16 protein-coding genes are annotated in these 14,777 nt (G+C 66.2%); 9 read left to right on the top strand and 7 right to left on the bottom strand.

Annotation, left to right across the window (positions count from 1 at the left end; translation table 11 throughout):
• The first annotated feature begins 32 nt into the window (after positions 1–32).
• Entirely contained in the window at positions 33–1,055 is a 1,023-nt protein-coding gene (locus tag ACT2B0_RS11955; RefSeq protein ID WP_473465031.1) for a ribonuclease T2, read from the top strand.
• A gap of 23 nt (positions 1,056–1,078) precedes the next feature.
• Here the strand turns inward: ACT2B0_RS11955 and ACT2B0_RS11950 are convergent, their stop codons facing one another.
• The 3 genes from ACT2B0_RS11950 to ACT2B0_RS11940 all read right to left on the bottom strand — a co-directional run bounded on the left by ACT2B0_RS11950 (position 1,079) and on the right by ACT2B0_RS11940 (position 2,552).
• Positions 1,079–1,495 (bottom strand): curlin, encoded by a 417-nt coding sequence (locus ACT2B0_RS11950; RefSeq protein ID WP_473465029.1) that lies wholly within the window; start codon positions 1,493–1,495, stop codon positions 1,079–1,081.
• A gap of 168 nt (positions 1,496–1,663) precedes the next feature.
• A complete protein-coding gene (csgH, locus tag ACT2B0_RS11945; RefSeq protein ID WP_473465027.1) occupies positions 1,664–2,041 on the bottom strand; it encodes a curli-like amyloid fiber formation chaperone CsgH in 378 nt (125 codons plus the stop codon).
• 76 nt (positions 2,042–2,117) lie between these two features.
• On the bottom strand, positions 2,118–2,552 hold the full coding sequence (locus tag ACT2B0_RS11940; RefSeq protein WP_473465024.1) for a curlin: 435 nt from the start codon (positions 2,550–2,552) through the stop codon (positions 2,118–2,120).
• A gap of 199 nt (positions 2,553–2,751) precedes the next feature.
• Here ACT2B0_RS11940 and ettA point away from each other — a divergent pair, with 199 nt between their 5' ends.
• Both ettA and ACT2B0_RS11930 read left to right on the top strand, forming a co-directional pair.
• Positions 2,752–4,401 carry an energy-dependent translational throttle protein EttA gene (gene ettA, locus ACT2B0_RS11935; protein WP_473465020.1) on the top strand — a complete coding sequence of 550 codons (1,650 nt, stop codon included), beginning with the start codon at positions 2,752–2,754 and terminating at the stop codon, positions 4,399–4,401.
• A gap of 31 nt (positions 4,402–4,432) precedes the next feature.
• Positions 4,433–5,194, top strand: a complete 762-nt coding sequence (locus ACT2B0_RS11930) for a BglII/BstYI family type II restriction endonuclease (RefSeq protein ID WP_473465018.1) — start codon at positions 4,433–4,435, stop codon at positions 5,192–5,194.
• Positions 5,195–5,196: 2 nt separating this feature from the next.
• Here the strand turns inward: ACT2B0_RS11930 and ACT2B0_RS11925 are convergent, their stop codons facing one another.
• Together ACT2B0_RS11925 and ACT2B0_RS11920 are read right to left on the bottom strand one after the other, a co-directional pair.
• Positions 5,197–5,841, bottom strand: a complete 645-nt coding sequence (locus ACT2B0_RS11925; protein ID WP_156712101.1) for an MT-A70 family methyltransferase — start codon at positions 5,839–5,841, stop codon at positions 5,197–5,199.
• A gap of 462 nt (positions 5,842–6,303) precedes the next feature.
• Positions 6,304–6,447 (bottom strand): hypothetical protein, encoded by a 144-nt coding sequence (locus ACT2B0_RS11920; protein ID WP_473466226.1) that lies wholly within the window; start codon positions 6,445–6,447, stop codon positions 6,304–6,306.
• Between the two features lie 308 nt (positions 6,448–6,755).
• On the opposite strand from ACT2B0_RS11920, the gene ACT2B0_RS11915 reads away from it, so the two are divergent.
• The 4 genes from ACT2B0_RS11915 (at position 6,756) to ACT2B0_RS11900 (ending at position 9,813) form a co-directional block, all read left to right on the top strand.
• On the top strand, positions 6,756–7,130 hold the full coding sequence (locus ACT2B0_RS11915) for a hypothetical protein (RefSeq protein ID WP_473465016.1): 375 nt from the start codon (positions 6,756–6,758) through the stop codon (positions 7,128–7,130).
• 316 nt (positions 7,131–7,446) lie between these two features.
• A complete protein-coding gene (locus ACT2B0_RS11910) occupies positions 7,447–7,779 on the top strand; it encodes a hypothetical protein (RefSeq protein WP_473465013.1) in 333 nt (110 codons plus the stop codon).
• A 175-nt stretch (positions 7,780–7,954) separates the two neighbouring features.
• Positions 7,955–9,076: a beta-ketoacyl-ACP synthase III gene (locus ACT2B0_RS11905; protein WP_473465955.1), complete on the top strand. Its 1,122-nt coding sequence runs from the start codon at positions 7,955–7,957 to the stop codon at positions 9,074–9,076.
• Positions 9,077–9,195: 119 nt separating this feature from the next.
• Positions 9,196–9,813: an MOSC domain-containing protein gene (locus tag ACT2B0_RS11900; protein ID WP_473465011.1), complete on the top strand. Its 618-nt coding sequence runs from the start codon at positions 9,196–9,198 to the stop codon at positions 9,811–9,813.
• A 42-nt stretch (positions 9,814–9,855) separates the two neighbouring features.
• Here the strand turns inward: ACT2B0_RS11900 and ACT2B0_RS11895 are convergent, their stop codons facing one another.
• The gene (locus tag ACT2B0_RS11895; protein WP_473465008.1) at positions 9,856–11,235 is read right to left on the bottom strand and encodes a serine hydrolase domain-containing protein; all 1,380 of its coding nucleotides are present in this window, start codon (positions 11,233–11,235) and stop codon (positions 9,856–9,858) included.
• 198 nt (positions 11,236–11,433) lie between these two features.
• Here ACT2B0_RS11895 and ACT2B0_RS11890 point away from each other — a divergent pair, with 198 nt between their 5' ends.
• Positions 11,434–12,225 carry a glycoside hydrolase family 25 protein gene (locus tag ACT2B0_RS11890; RefSeq protein ID WP_473465006.1) on the top strand — a complete coding sequence of 264 codons (792 nt, stop codon included), beginning with the start codon at positions 11,434–11,436 and terminating at the stop codon, positions 12,223–12,225.
• A gap of 129 nt (positions 12,226–12,354) precedes the next feature.
• The gene (locus ACT2B0_RS11885; protein ID WP_473465003.1) at positions 12,355–13,530 is read left to right on the top strand and encodes a lytic murein transglycosylase; all 1,176 of its coding nucleotides are present in this window, start codon (positions 12,355–12,357) and stop codon (positions 13,528–13,530) included.
• A 16-nt stretch (positions 13,531–13,546) separates the two neighbouring features.
• Here ACT2B0_RS11885 and ACT2B0_RS11880 read toward each other — a convergent pair whose 3' ends face one another.
• Positions 13,547–14,764, bottom strand: a complete 1,218-nt coding sequence (locus ACT2B0_RS11880; protein ID WP_473465001.1) for an alanine racemase — start codon at positions 14,762–14,764, stop codon at positions 13,547–13,549.
• Positions 14,765–14,777: the final 13 nt, after the last annotated feature.

Below are 14,777 nucleotides of genomic sequence, written 5' to 3'. Positions count from 1 at the left end.
GTCCGAAACCCGATCCGTTTCCGGAGTCCGCGATGCCTGCCCTGCGGTTGACGCCCCTGTTTCTGGCCTTGGCCTTCGGCCTGGTCCTGCCGGTTCCGGCTGGGGCGGAGGTGGCGCTCGACGGCCGGTTCGTTGCCGACAGGGCCTGTCCGGCGACGCCGTCGATCCGCAAAAGGGGCAATCCGGGCGACGTCAGGACGCGCGCCGGCCAGGTCTATGCCGCGCTCGCCGCCAACCGGGCCGACCCGACCCATTATCTGGTGCTGATGCAGGGGGCGGCGCCGGAACGACGCTGGGTGCGGGCCGGATGCGGGCGCCTCGTGCAGGGCGAGGCCGGCCGCCGCGCCGCCGGCACGACGGCGGCCGCGCGGACAATTGCGCAAGCGCCCCGCCGGACCCGCCATGTGCTGGCGGTCAACTGGCAGCCCGGCTTCTGCGAAACACGACCCTCGGTGCGCGAATGCCGCACGCAGACGGCCGCGCGTTTCGACGCGTCGCATTTTTCCCTGCACGGTTTGTGGCCGCAGCCGCCGGGCACGGTCTATTGCGACGTGCCGGCCGCCCTTGTCGAGCGCGACAAGGCGGGGGCCTGGAAAAGCCTTCCCGAACTCGGCCTGCAGACGAAGACCCTGCGCGAACTCGTCACCGTCATGCCGGGCGCGGCCTCCTATCTGCATCGGCACGAATGGATCAAGCACGGCGCGTGTTATGGCGGCGACGCCGAAACCTATTATCGCCGCACGCTGGCGCTTATGCGGGCGCTCAATGCTTCCGAGGCGCGCGCCTTCTTTGCCGCGCGGATCGGCAAGGCGGTCACCTCCGGCCAGATCCGGCGCGTTTTCGACACGGCGTTCGGCAAAGGCGCGGGGCAAAGGGTGCGGGTTTCCTGCGTCGACGATCCGTCGAACGGCCGCCGGTTGATCGGCGAGATCACCATCGCGCTGTCGGGCGCCCTGGAGCCGGAGGCGCGGCTGGGCGATCTCATCCACGCCGCGCGGCCGACCGGCAAGAGCGGCTGCCCGAAGGGCATTATCGACGCCGCGGGCCTGCAATAGGCGGCGCTGCCCGGCGGGCCGCGCTACCACCCGAACAAAAACGTCGCGCCGCTGCGCCCATGTCCGTTCTGGGTCACGTTCGCCCGGGTGTCGCGGCCGAACTGGAACAGGCCGTAGGCGTTTCGGTCGCCGTTCTGCGCCAGGGTCCCGCTGTGTCCGGTGCCGTCCTGGTGGACAAGTCCGTAATTGCCGCGCCCGGCCTGGGAAATGCCCGCCTGGTTGCGCTGGCCGTTTTGCCGGACGAGCGCGTTGCCGCGCGCGGCATTGAACAGCGAATAGATCTGCAGGCCGGTGCGCAAGGCCCGATCGGCCTCGGCGGTGCCGGGGGCGATGCTGATGCCGATCGAACCGCCGGCCGAGGCCGGCACGGACGGCGCCGCCACGCCGATCGCGGCGGCCAGCAGCAGGGCTGAATATCTGGAAGTGGCGGTACGAAACATGGTCGTCTCCAAGGGGTGCGGGCGCGCAGGTCTTGCGCGGATGATGCGGTGATCATGACGCCGGCGTGGTGAACCGTGCCGGAACCGTTCGTTCAGCTTCGGTTTAGGAACCGGACGTCGGCGCTTGCGGGCGCGTGCGGCGGCATCGGCAGCGGTGACACGCTGTCGTCAGACGGGACCGCCGACGAAGGTCGCGCAGGACGCGGCCAGCCTGCCGGCGTCCAACCGCAGCCTTGCCTCGTAGCGCCCGCCGGAAGCGAGCACGACCCGGCCGAGCGTTTCTGCCGCGCCGGGGCGGGCGTCGAACTCTCCGCCCTGGCGAATCCGGGCGCTGTCGGCGGATGCGCCACCCTCGACATCGAGCCGGTAGGTGCCGCGAAGCGCTCTGTCGGCATGGACGACGGCTTCGATCACGGTCCGGCCGTTCTGGGTCGCGGTGCGGAGCTCGCAGCCCAGCGGACCGTCCTTGCCGTCCGGCGCGGAGGCGGCCGCCGCGCCGATGACGGAAAGCAGCGGAAGAAGTGCGACGAGGACGCGGTTTTTCATGATGCTGGACCTTTTCCGAAGGCGCGCGACGGCCGGCCGACGCGTGGTGGCGTCGGCCGGCATCGGTCGGCGCCGTTTAGCGACAGGTTTGAACGATCGCCGCGACATTGCCGTTTCCGGCCTGGACGGCATCGGCTAAACAGCCGCGCCCCACCTGGACGCTGGCGGCGACATTGCCGTTGCCGTCCTGGATCAGCATGGCGTCATGTCCGGTGCCGAATTGTCCGATGCCGGCGGCGTTGCGGTTGCCCCATTGATCGGTGCGGGCGCGGTGATACGCGCCGTCCTGGCCGATTGCGCCGACATTGCGCCGGCCGCGCTGGTCGGCGATGGCGGAGCTGCGATAACCGTTCTGGTAGATGCCGATGCGGTTGCGGCTGCCGTCCTGCGAGGCGCCGAGCGAGTGCGACCAGCCGTGCTGCTCGATCCACAGGCTGTTGGCCTTGGCCGGGACGGCGACGAAGCCGGCAACGGCGAGGAGTGTGCCGGTGAGGATGAGTTTTGTGATCATGGAGGGCTCCAGAGTGGCAGGGGGTTGGGTTCGCTAGGAACGAGGCCACTCTGGCATGCCGATTTGAAACGCGGGCTGAACCGGCCGTTCAGCCGGCATTCACGGGTGGCGGCCTGGCCCATTGCTCCGGGCGGTGCTTTCGCCTACATACGCCGCGACCCTTTCCCCGCAGCCCAGTTTACGGAGTGCGACGCGCGCCATGGCACGCCAGTTCATCTATCACATGTCGGGCCTCAACAAGGCCTACGGCACCAAGAAGATCCTCGAAAACATCCATCTGTCCTTCTACCCCGATGCCAAGATCGGCATTCTGGGGCCGAACGGCGCCGGCAAGTCGACGGTGCTGAAAATCATGGCCGGGCTCGACAAGGAGTTCACCGGCGAGGCGTGGCTGGCCGACGGGGCGACCTGCGGATATCTGCCGCAGGAGCCGGAGCTCGATCCCGCGCTCGACGTGATGGGCAATGTCATGGAAGGCGTGGCGGCCAAGAAGGCGATCCTCGACCGCTACAACGACTTGATGATGAACTATTCCGACGAGACGGCCGACGAGGCGTCCAGGCTCCAGGACGAGATCGACAGCCAGAATCTGTGGGATCTCGACAGCCAGGTCGAGATGGCCATGGAGGCGCTCGGCTGCCCGCCCGGCGAGGCCTCGGTCGACACATTGTCGGGCGGCGAGAAGCGCCGCGTGGCGCTGTGCCAGCTCCTGTTGCGCAAGCCCGACCTTTTGCTTCTCGACGAGCCGACCAACCATCTCGACGCCGAAACCACGGCGTGGCTGGAAAAGCACCTGCGCGACTATCCCGGCGCCGTGCTGATCATCACCCACGACCGCTACTTCCTCGACAACGTCACCGGCTGGATCCTCGAGCTCGATCGCGGCCGCGGCATCCCCTACGAGGGCAACTACACCGCCTATCTGGAGGCCAAGGCCAAGCGCATGGCCCAGGAGGGCCGCGAGGAGGCGGCGCGCGAAAAGGCGCTGGCGCGCGAGCGCGAGTGGATCGCGGCCTCGCCCAAGGCCCGGCAGGCGAAATCCAAGGCGCGCTTCAAGGCCTATGACGAACTGGTCAAGCAGGCCGACGACCGCCGTCCGGGCGACGCCCAGATCGTCATTCCGGCCGGCGAGCGCCTCGGCCAGGTGGTGATCGAGGCCGAGGGGCTTACCAAGGGTTTCGGCGACCGGCTGTTGATCGACGATCTCGAATTCAAGCTGCCGCCCGGCGGCATTGTCGGCGTGATCGGGCCGAACGGCGCCGGCAAGACGACGCTGTTTCGCATGATCACCGGCCAGGACGAGCCCGATTCGGGCGCGATCCGCGTCGGCGACACGGTCAAGCTCGGTTATGTCGACCAGAGCCGCGACACGCTCAACCCGGACAGGAGCGTGTGGGAGGAGATTTCCGACGGCAACGACATCATCAAGCTCGGCAAGCACGAGATCAACAGCCGCGCCTATTGCTCGTCGTTCAACTTCAAGGGCGCCGACCAGCAGCAGAAGGTCGGCACGCTGTCGGGCGGCCAGCGCAACCGCGTCCACCTGGCCAAGCTGTTGAAGGATGGCGGCAACGTCATCCTGCTCGACGAACCGACCAACGACCTCGACACCGAGACGCTGGCCGCGCTCGAGGACGCGCTGGAGAATTTTCCCGGCTGCGCGGTCATCATCTCGCATGACCGCATGTTTTTGGACCGGCTCGCCACCCATATCCTGGCCTTCGAGGGCGACAGCCACGTGGAATGGTTCGAGGGCAATTTCGAGGATTACGAAGCCGACAAGATCCGCCGGCTCGGCCCCGACAGCGTCAACCCGAAACGGGTGACCTATAAAAGGCTGACGCGGTAGGGGATAAGAGCAGAGAGTTGGGAGGGGATATTTGTTTGAACAATTGAAGATGCGCGGATTTGACGTGCTCGCACTTCATCATTCTGAGGCGATCATTTCGCAAGATATGCCCCAGGCGGAAGCGGAAATTGAAGAGGCACTCTTATCCCTTGATATTCCCATAGTTGAAATCGTCGCTGGTGGCGGAGGAGAAGCTGGCCTGACGCAACGGCTGCGTCGTGGTTTGGCCGAGCGCCATTGGACCAAGAGGAATATCCGTGTTCGTAAATTGGTGAGTTGGGGGGATGATTTCGAAGAGCGTGAAGTTGCTGCACTCTCGCATGAGATAGACCATGTAAAGAGCTTTGGCGATAATTCGTGGGTTTTTGCATTAGAGATCGAATGGAATAACAAAGATCCATTTTTTGATCGAGATCTCGAGAGTTTTAAGCGGCTTCATGCCGAGGGGGCGGTCTCTGTTGGTGCTATCATAACACGTGGAGAGAGTCTTCAGCGTGAAATACGTGCGCTCTTACGGCGCTTCGCCGATGATAACAAAATCAACAACATTGATGATCTTGATAAATTCGGGTATTCGCCGACAAGACGTCAAAGGAAAATCGTTGCGGAACGGGCGGAGCGCACCGGGGATTTTCGCCAAGCTTGGGTTGATGCTTTTGCCAGTGACAAATTCGGTGAAGCAACGACGCATTGGCGCAAGCTTCAGGACAGGGTCCTACGTGGCGTTGGAAACCCATGCCCGCTCGTTCTGATCGGGATTCCAGCAAATTCCATAAGCTTCGAATACCAATAGACCTATTCCGCCGCTTCGGCTGCAGAATTGTAAGCGTAGGTCTTCCAGGTTGGACGATAGTTCTCATCAGCCTGATTGCCCCAGAACGTCCATCCCGGACGGGTTCCGCGCGCAAAGAGCTCCAGATAGGGACCGGGCGAACACCGCTCGATTAGCTCGTACTGCTCGTCGGGTTTGCGTGAATGTTCGCGCTTGCGCGACTGGATCATATTGACCTGGCTGCGCGCCGGTGGAAGCGTGCGTGCGTTCTTGCCCCGCACCCCGAAAAGGATCAGTTCCGTAACGTTGCGGAAATAGAAACCGACCCCCCGGCCATCCGAGCCGCCATCCTTTCTGATCTTATGCCAAACGAGATTGGCCTTGTACTCGAAGCCCCAGGCAGCAAGGACCCGCAATCCGTCCGGGAGCAGGGCGTTCGGAACCCAAAGATAGAGGTGGGTTGGTTCGACCGTAAGCGCCTGAACCGGCAGGGCGCAAATCTCGTCGGTTGTCATGGTTTCGTATCGGGACAGTCGGCGATGTTCCGGCGCAACCTTGCCCGTGCGGTTGGTGAAACGCCAAGGCGGGTCCGCGAGCACTGTCTGATAGGCCTGGCCCTCTGTCCTACGCAACAGATCAAGACCGATGTCCGTAGGTTCGGCGTTCATGTGTCAACCTCTGATCAATTTGGAACAAAAGCAGAACTTTTGTTGAATGTCAATGTTGCGCGATTCGGGTCCGGAAGTCGCTAACGAACCGCGCCGCTTTCTTTGGATAGTCGACGTTTTGCGGCTGATTGCGGCATGCCTCGAATAAACGGAGGAAGATTTGCCTAGCGAGCGATTTGCCGGCTTGGGGATAGGCGTCGAAATAGTCCGGGCGAAAACGGAACTGGAGATGCTAATCGATCGGACAGGCAATTTCTGGCTTGGCCAAAACCAGCGCTTGCCCTCGCCCTCATTCCAGCCGGCAGCAGAACGGGAAGAACGGTCCGGACAGCCCCGGCGTACCGGGCGAGCCTCAAGCTCTAGGAGAGCGCCTTGCGGGCAAGCATGGCGGCGCCCAGCCGGTCGGTCTTGGCGAGCCTGCCGGTGGCCTCGGCGATGCGCCTTGCCTGTCGTGGGTTGACCTTAATGAGCGCGAAGCCGCTGCCGCCAAAGTGTGCTCGAAGGCCCGGTGGTCGGTTCGGTCGTGGCAAAGCGGCGGCTTGCGCCGTCGCTGATGCGGTCGAGATAGTCTTTCGAGATGTCGACGCCGATGATATCTTTGGCCATCTTTCGCTTGATCCTCAGCTTGTCATCCGGAGCCGAACTCCGGGTGTCCATTCAGGCCTCAAGGGAAAGACGAGGGCGATCACACGCTAGCGCTGCACCGGCACGAGCCGCCCGCCGGCCCGAGATCGCCGCCAACGCGTGGACACATACCGGCACCGCTCCTCGCAAAATCAACGTCTTGCGCGAAATCCGCCCTGCGCCGGTCCACACCGCAGGTAAGCGCATGGACAATGGCGGCCGGCGAGCGAAGGGCCTGGAGTATGGACGTGGATGTGGCAAGAGGGGACAGACGGACGCTGCGGCGCATCATGGCGCTGCTCGTCGCGCTCGCCGCCCTGGCCGAGCGCGCCGGCGCCCGCTCCTGGCCCGTCCGTTGTTTGGTTTTGTGTATATTGCGGCGGGCCGAGCCCGTGGCGACCGGGTTTGTCGCCGACGCGACGGGCCTGCCGCCATCGGCCCTCGGGCCAATGCCTCATATCCGGAACGACGCGGCCGGCGCGCTGCGTCTCGCCGCCTGTTTCAGGGCGCTGGCGGCCGCGCTCGCCGCGCTGTTGCGCCGGATCGGACGTTCTCGACGCCTGGATGGTCGCATCGGCGATGCGCTCCGGTGTCCCGGATTTTGCCCCGGTTGGTTTGCCTGCGGCCGCGGTGGCCGGGGCGGGCTGCTAAACGACACGTCATGACGGGCGCTCGGCGCGGCCGGCGGTCGACGCTTGCCGATGACGGCATCCCGCATCGCTCCCGCACCCTTCATCGTGTGCCGCCGCGATCTCCGCAAACCGGACGATCGTTGCGGGCGCTCGTCTTCCCTGCAGCCGGCGGCGGAACTGGAGGAACGGTCCGAAGAGTCCCGGCGCGCCGGTCGGCGCGAATGCGAAATCGTGGGCGGTGTCGCTCTCGTCGGCGCCGGCGGCCGGCGACTTGACCCGGGGCGGCCCGCATGGCTCGATGCCGGCATGGGCGGCGGGTCGTCCGCCGCCCGCATCCGGGAGGACAGCCATGACACGCACCGGTTCGGCCCTTCTTGTTCTCGCCGTCGCGGCGTTCGGCCTCGGCAGCGCGGCGGCCTTCGCCAAGCCGGCGCGGTGCTTCACCACCGATGACGGCTATTACGAGTGCGATTTCCGCGGCACGGACAAGGCCGGCTCGTTCGTCATCGCGGCAAATGGCTACCCGACCTATTCGCTGGTGATCGACCGGCCGGGCTTCGCTTTCGGGTTCGTCAATTTCGGCGACCGCAACATTTCGCTGCCGGGCGAATATGTGCGCAGCCGCGACGATGCGGCGTGCTGGAACAATCCGCAGACCAGCACCAAGATCTGTGCCTGGTGAGGCGGGCGCGCCGCGGCGGCGGTGCGGCGCGTGCCGCGATCGCGCCATGGCAATTTCGTTGCACTGCGGAATAAAACAGGCATAAAGAGCAGACATGGAAGCCTCACGCGCATTCACCGCCAAGGAGCGCCTCGCGCCCGCCCCCTTATCGGACAAGGGCGGCGGCCGACCCCGGATCGCCCGGGTGGCGCTGTCGGGCATCGGGGTCAGCATTCCCGAAGCCTCGATCGGCAACGAGGCGCTGGTCGATTGTTTCAATCTGTGGGTCGAGCGCGACAACCGGCGCCGGGCGGCCGACGGGCTTGAGCCGCTGCAAAAGTCGAGCGCGGCCTTCATCGAGCACGCCTCGGGCATCCGGCAGCGCCACGTCCACACGCCGGACGGCATTCTCGATCCCGACCGCATGGCGCCGCGCATCGCCGCGCGCGCCGACGACGACCTGTCGGTGCTGGCCGAGTTCGGCGCGCGCGCCGCGCGCACGGCGCTCGACGATGCCGGCGTCGATGCTTCGGACGTCGATCTGGTGATCTGCGCGGCCTCGCATCTGGAGCGGCTTTACCCGGCGATCGGCATCGAGATCCAGAACGAGATCGGCGCCCGGGGGGCGGCGTTCGACCTCAGCCTCGGCTGCTCGTCGGCGAGCGGCGGGCTGCATGTCGCCTTCAACCTTCTGCGTTCGGGCGCGCATCGCCGGGCGCTGGTCGTCACGCCGGAGCTGATCACGCCGCATCTGAACTTCCGCGACCGGCAGACCCATTTCATCTTCGGCGACGCGGCGACGGCGATGCTGGTCGAGGCGATCGGGCCCGACGAGGAGCGGCCGGGCCGGTTCGAGGTGATGGACACAAGGAGCTGGACGCAGTTCTCCAACAATATCCGCTCGAATTTCTCCTACCTGAACCGGGCCGCACAGGACGATGTCGGCGTCATCGGCATGGAAGGCAAGCTGATCAAGCAGCAAGGCAACAAGGTGTTCAAGGAAGTCACCATCGCCAGCCACCGCTTCATCGTCGATTTTCTGGCCGAGCACGGCCATACGCCGCAGACGGTGCGCCGCTTCTGGCTGCATCAGGCCAATGCGCGCATGAACGGCATGATCTTGAAGCTCGCCTTCGGCGAGGAGGTCGGCCACGACCGCGCGCCGATGGTGCTCGACCGGCTCGGCAACACGGCGGCCGCCGGCGCCGTGGTCGCGTTGTCGGAAAACCATCGCGACATGACGGCCGGCGATTTCGGCCTGTTGTGCACCTATGGGGCGGGCTATTCGCTCGGCGGGGCGCTGTTGCGCATGATGTGAGGCCGCGCTCGGAGCTCGGCTCACCGATCGATCCGCGTGATCGCTCGATCATCCCAATTGACTGGAATTCGTCCGCCGGGCGCGTGATGCTGCGTGCCGTTCAAGGGGAGGGAAGCGCGATGGACCTGCCGCTGACACGGTTCGACCCGGAGCCGGAGATCGTGCCGGCGCGAAAACTCTCGGCATGTGCCGACGGCGTCTACGCCGCGCTGTCTGACGGGTTCGTCACCCAGGCCGTGGACGCGCTCGATCTCGATTTCGACGGCATCAAAGGCGATTTTCACGCCGGCGCGACACGCCGCTCGGGCGGGCGCGAGCCATGGTATCCGCGCGGCACGCAAATGCGCAACGAACGCCAGCTGTCGATCGTGGCGGCCGACGAGCTGGCCGCGATTGCACGCGGCATGGGGATAAGAGAGATCCGGCCGGAATGGATCGGCGCCAATCTCGTATTGTCGGGCGTGCCGCGGCTGTCGATGCTGCCGGCCGGCACGCTGCTTTTCTTCAAGCACGGCGTGACGCTGAAGGTCGACAGCCAGAACGGGCCGTGCCGGGTCGCCGGGCGCTCGGTCGCCGACCATGCGGGCATGGCCGACCGCGAGGCCGGCGCGCTGGCCTTTCCCAAAGCCGGTAGGCGCCGGCGCGGGCTGGTGGCCTGGGTGGAAAAACCCGGCCGGATCGCGGCCGGCGAGGCGGTGTCGGTGCGCATTCCCGAACAATGGCTCTACCGGCCCTGACGGCTTGGCGGCAGAGCCTGGGACGCGGCGCGGTGAGCCGGGCTACGGCAGCGCCTCGACCAGGGCCTCGACCAGCGCCTGGGGCTTGTAGCCGAGCTTGGACGGGGTCAGGCCGAGCCGCACCACGACCAGATCTTGCGAGGGGATGACGGTGACGGTCTGGCCGTCATGGCCGAGCAGCCAGAACGCGTCCTCGGGCAGGTCGAAGCCGGCATCGGCATGCGTGCCTTCCGGCGTGGTGGCGCGCGGGCCGTGCAGCCACAAGTGGCCGCGGCCATAGGCGCCGTCGGAGGCCGGCGCGGCCTGGCGCATCCAGGCGACATAACCGAACGGCAGCACGTCGGCGCCGTTCCAGCGCCCGTCCTGCAGCAGCAACTGGCCGAAGCGGGCCCAGTCGCGCGCCGTGGCGTAGAGATAGGACGAGCCGACGAAGGTGCCGGACGCGTCGGCCTCCAGCACCGCGCTCGCCATGCCGATGCGGTCGAACAGCGCTTCGCGCGGCCAGTCGAGCGCGGCCTGCGGTTCGCCGAGCGCGTCCTGCCACAGGCGCGACAGGACCAGCGTCGTGCCGCTCGAATAGGAAAAATCGGTGCCCGGCTCCGCGGCGAGCGGCTTGGCGGCGGCGAAGCCGGCCATGTCCGGCTCGAGATAGAGCATGCGGGTCACGTCGGTGACGTCGCCATAATCCTCGTTGAAGGCGAGCCCGCTCGACATCGCCATCAGATCGGCGAGCGTGATGCCGCCGCGGTCGTCGCCGTTCCAGATTTCGAGCAGGTTCTCCTGGCCCTGGGCGAGCTTGCCTTCGGCGATCACCGTGCCGATGATGGCGGCCGTCACCGTCTTGGTCATCGACCAGCCGAGCAGCGGCGTCACGGCGGAAAACCCCTCGCCATAGCGTTCACCGACGATACGGCCGTTCTTGACCACCACCACCGCGCGCATGCCCGGCCCGGTCAGGCCGTCGTCGGCGAGGATCGCTTCCAGCTCGGGGGTCTGCGAGGGCGCGACGATCTCGCCCTCGGGCCACGGCGCCTGCGTGTCGACCGGCGCGGCCTGGGATGCCGAGAGCCCCTCCAGGAGGGCGTCACCCGACGCCACCGTGCAGCCCAGCCCCTCGCGCATCACCGCGCGCTCGCGTCCGAAAACGCCGAGCAGCGCGGCGGAGACCGCGCGGTGGGCCTCGTCGACCTCGATCCGGATATAGCCCAGCAGCGGATGGCCGGGCGCCTGCACGTCCTCGGCCAGCACCTGGGTGGCGTCGCGGTCGGCGAGGAAGACGTTGGAACACACCATCTTGGCCGAATAGGCCGCGCCCACCCTGATCAGGGCCGGCGGCGCGACATAGAGCCATCCGGCAAGGCCGACGACCGCCAGCACCGCCAGTGCGATTACAAGAACCGCGATTTTCGCCAGAATCCGCATCCAAAACTCCGTTCGTCGCCGTCGGCGGTCCCACCACACCCCCGCCATCTTCCTAATTTACCGGGGCAATCTCGGGCGAGGACACGGCAAAAGCAACAGCCAAACCGATGTATCAAACGGGAATAGGTCGCTCGCCGGGTCACAATTGGCCATGCTGAGACGGGTCTGGACGTGATTCGGCAGGGGAAGGAAAACGCTATGCGGCGCTGGGCGGGACTGTTTGCGATCGCGCTGTTGGCGGGCTGCACGTCGGTCAATTACGACTTCGCCGACGTCGCGCCGTCCTCGGCGGTCGCCGTCGCCAATCCGCGCTTCGGCGATCGCGATCCGCACGACTGGTCGCGGCGCGCGCCCTGGACCTATCCGGTTCACGGCACCGACGTGGCCAAATATCAAAAGGACATCGACTGGAAAAAGGCCAAGGCAAGCGGCATTTCCTTCGCCTTCATCAAGGCGACCGAAGGCGGCGACCGCGTTGACGACTATTTCCATCGCAACTGGAACGGCGCCAAGGTCGCCGGCATCCCCCGCAGCGCCTATCACTTCTTCTATTTCTGTCGCCCGGCGATCGAACAGGCGCGCTGGTATATCCGCAACGTGCCGCGCGACGCCTCCGCCCTGCCGCCGGTGCTCGACATGGAATGGAACCATCTGTCGCCGACCTGCAAGCTGCGCCCGCCGGCCGCGACCGTGCAGAAGGAAATGCGCATCTTCCTCAAGACGATCGAGAACCATTACGGCAAGAAGCCGATCATCTACACCTCGATCGACTTTTTCGACGACAACCGGCTGGCGAACTTCAAGGGCTACCCGTTCTGGCTGCGCTCGGTCGCCGGCCATCCCGACGAGAAATACGGCCGCCATCCCTTCCTGTTCTGGCAGTATACCGGCACCGGCATCGTGCCGGGCATTACGGGCGACGCCGACATCAACGTCTTCAACGGCGATCGCAAGGCCTGGCGCACATGGCTCGCCGCCAACACCAAATGACGCGCAGGCCGCGCCGTCCCGGCCGATGATCGCCGTTCCGGCCGCTCGCTTGTCAAACGCCTGTCGCCGCAGCATGCTGCAACCGGGGCCGGCGTTGGCGGGACATGGCGTGATACGAAAGGCGTTGCGATGAAAGTCTGGCTTGCGGCGCTGTGCGCGGTCATCGCCACCGGGGTTTCCCGTCCCGCGGCGGCCGAGCAATGCGGCGGCGATTTCGAAACCTGGCGCGCCGCGGTGGCGAGCCAGGCCAGCGCCGAAGGCGTCGGCGCGGCCGGGCTCGACGCGCTGTCTCAAGCGCGATTCGACACGCGCGTTCTCGCCCGCGACCGCGCGCAGGGCGTGTTCACCCAGGATTTCATCCAGTTTTCCAGCCGCATGGTCAACGACTACCGCCTGCAGCACGGGGCGGCGCGGATGAAAAAATATGCCGGCGCCTTTTCGCTGGCGCAGCAGACCTATGGGGTTCCGGCTCCCGTCATCACCGCGTTCTGGGCGCTGGAAACCGATTTCGGCGCCGTGCAGGGCGATTTTTCGACCCTCGACGCGCTCGCCACGCTCGCCCATGACTGCCGCCGGCCCGAACTGTTCCGTCCGCATCTGATCGCGCTGTTGAAACTGATCGATCAGGGCGTGCTGCCGGCCGACGTGAAAGGCGCCTGGGCCGGCGAGATCGGCCAGATCCAGATGCTGCCGGGCGATTATCTCGAAAAGGGCGTCGACGGCGACGGCGACGGACGCGTCGACCTGCGCGGCAGCGTGGCGGACGTCATCATGACCGCCGCGCGCCTGATCGCCGCGCTCGGCTGGCGCGCCAACGAACCCTGGATGCAGGAAGTGCGCGTTCCAGAGACGATGCCGTGGGAGAAGACCGGACGGAGCAACCGGCTGCCGCTGGCGCAGTGGGCGGCCTGGGGCGTGACCACGCGCGACGGCGGCACGCTGGGCGAGGGGCCCGATGCCGGCCTCGTGCTACCGATGGGGCGCAAGGGGCCGGCCTTTCTCGTCTACGCCAATTACGACGTCTATCTGGAATGGAACAAATCCTTCGTCTACACGCTGACGGCGGCCCATCTCGCCCGCCGGTTCGCCGGCGACCCGCCCTATCGCAAGGGCTATCCCGAGCCCGGCCTCAATCCCGAGGAGATGCGCGCGCTGCAGGAAAAGCTCACGGCCCGCGGTCACGATGTCGGCGGCGTCGACGGCGTGCTCGGCGTCAACACGCGCGAGGCGGTGCGCAAGGAACAGGCGCGGCTCGGCATGGCCGTCGACGGCTGGCCGACCCAGGCGCTGCTGGCCGCGCTCTAGCCGCCCGCGCTCGACCTCAGGCCATCGTCTCCAGGCTGGCGAAGCTTTCCGGAGCGCTGCCCTGTTCGAACGGCGTCGTGACCTCCACGAACGTGTCGGGATAAAATCCGTTGAACCGTGTCCTGAGCGACATCGAATAGGCGCCGATATGGCCGATTTCGATCCAGTCGCCGGTATCGACCGTTTCGGGCAGCCAGAACGGCCGCGATAGGATGTCGACCGAATCGCAGGTCGCCCCGCACACCTTGAACGGCACGATCTTGCTCTTGTCGCCGTTGCGGCTGCGGATCGCCGGGTCGGGGATGAAGCGGGCCGGCAGGGTGATCTTGCCGGTCCAGCTGTCCGACAGCGACGACCAGATGCCGTCATTGATGTAAAGCCGTCTGCCCTTGCGCAGCATCACCCTGACGATCAGCGAAAAAGCGTGCGCGCAAATCACCCGGCCGGGTTCGGCCACCAGCGGCATGTCCATGAACGCCCATTCCTCGAGGTCGGCCCGCAACCTGGCCATCAGGTCCTCCAGCGATGGCAGGTCGGGCGCCTTGCGGTTGGGGTCGTGGCCGTATTCGGCCGGAAAGCCGCCGCCGACATCGAGGCCCGCAAGCGGCACGGCGGCGCGGTTGCGCACCCAGTCGGCCGAACGCAGCGCCCGCTCGTAGGTTTCGGGATCGGCGATCTGGCTGCCGACATGAAAGCAGATGCCGACCTTGTAGCCGTTGCGGTCGAGCCGCCTGAGAAGCTCGACGGCGTGGGCCGGCCCGGCGCCGAATTTCTTCGACAATTCGTAGGCGGCGCTTCCCTTGGTCTGGATGCGCACGAACACGGTGATCGAGCCGGGATCGATATCGAGCGCCTGGACGACGCGCGACAGCTTGGTGATCTCGTCCTCGTGGTCGACGGCGATGACGCGAATGCCGTAGGTCTCCAGCGCCAGGCGGATGTCGGACTGGGCCTTGACGGGGTGCATGTAGAGCATTTCCGCCTGTGGGGAGGCCGCGCGCACCGCCTCGAACTCGGCCGGGGAGGCCACGTCGAAGGCCTTGATGCCGGCTTCGGCCAGAGCCTTCAGCACCATCGGCTCGCCGTTGGTCTTGACCGCATAGGCCGTCTTGCCCGGAAACAGCGCCATGAAACGGCGCGCATCCGCTTTCAGCACCTCCGGGCGGAAGCAGTAGACCGGATCGTCCGGCCTCAGTGTCAGGGCCGCGTCGCGGGCATTGTCGAATCGTTGCATGGGTGCTCCTGAA

This window comes from Nitratireductor sp. J20-h4, assembly GCF_056780505.1.
The sequence above is the reverse complement of the archived record's forward strand: the minus strand, read 5'-3'. Positions and strand labels throughout refer to the sequence as shown.

Coding starts and splice junctions, on each gene's coding strand:
- ACT2B0_RS11915 (WP_473465016.1), top strand. CDS start 6,756: ATGGCGCTGCTCGTCGCGCTCGCCGCCCTGGCCGAGCGCGCCGGCGCC.
- ACT2B0_RS11885 (WP_473465003.1), top strand. CDS start 12,355: ATGAAAGTCTGGCTTGCGGCGCTGTGCGCGGTCATCGCCACCGGGGTT.
- ACT2B0_RS11910 (WP_473465013.1), top strand. CDS start 7,447: ATGACACGCACCGGTTCGGCCCTTCTTGTTCTCGCCGTCGCGGCGTTC.
- ACT2B0_RS11950 (WP_473465029.1), bottom strand. CDS start 1,495: ATGTTTCGTACCGCCACTTCCAGATATTCAGCCCTGCTGCTGGCCGCC.
- ACT2B0_RS11890 (WP_473465006.1), top strand. CDS start 11,434: ATGCGGCGCTGGGCGGGACTGTTTGCGATCGCGCTGTTGGCGGGCTGC.
- ACT2B0_RS11955 (WP_473465031.1), top strand. CDS start 33: ATGCCTGCCCTGCGGTTGACGCCCCTGTTTCTGGCCTTGGCCTTCGGC.
- ettA (WP_473465020.1), top strand. CDS start 2,752: ATGGCACGCCAGTTCATCTATCACATGTCGGGCCTCAACAAGGCCTAC.
- ACT2B0_RS11900 (WP_473465011.1), top strand. CDS start 9,196: ATGGACCTGCCGCTGACACGGTTCGACCCGGAGCCGGAGATCGTGCCG.
- ACT2B0_RS11880 (WP_473465001.1), bottom strand. CDS start 14,764: ATGCAACGATTCGACAATGCCCGCGACGCGGCCCTGACACTGAGGCCG.
- ACT2B0_RS11895 (WP_473465008.1), bottom strand. CDS start 11,235: ATGCGGATTCTGGCGAAAATCGCGGTTCTTGTAATCGCACTGGCGGTG.
- ACT2B0_RS11925 (WP_156712101.1), bottom strand. CDS start 5,841: ATGAACGCCGAACCTACGGACATCGGTCTTGATCTGTTGCGTAGGACA.
- ACT2B0_RS11920 (WP_473466226.1), bottom strand. CDS start 6,447: ATGGCCAAAGATATCATCGGCGTCGACATCTCGAAAGACTATCTCGAC.
- ACT2B0_RS11940 (WP_473465024.1), bottom strand. CDS start 2,552: ATGATCACAAAACTCATCCTCACCGGCACACTCCTCGCCGTTGCCGGC.
- csgH (WP_473465027.1), bottom strand. CDS start 2,041: ATGAAAAACCGCGTCCTCGTCGCACTTCTTCCGCTGCTTTCCGTCATC.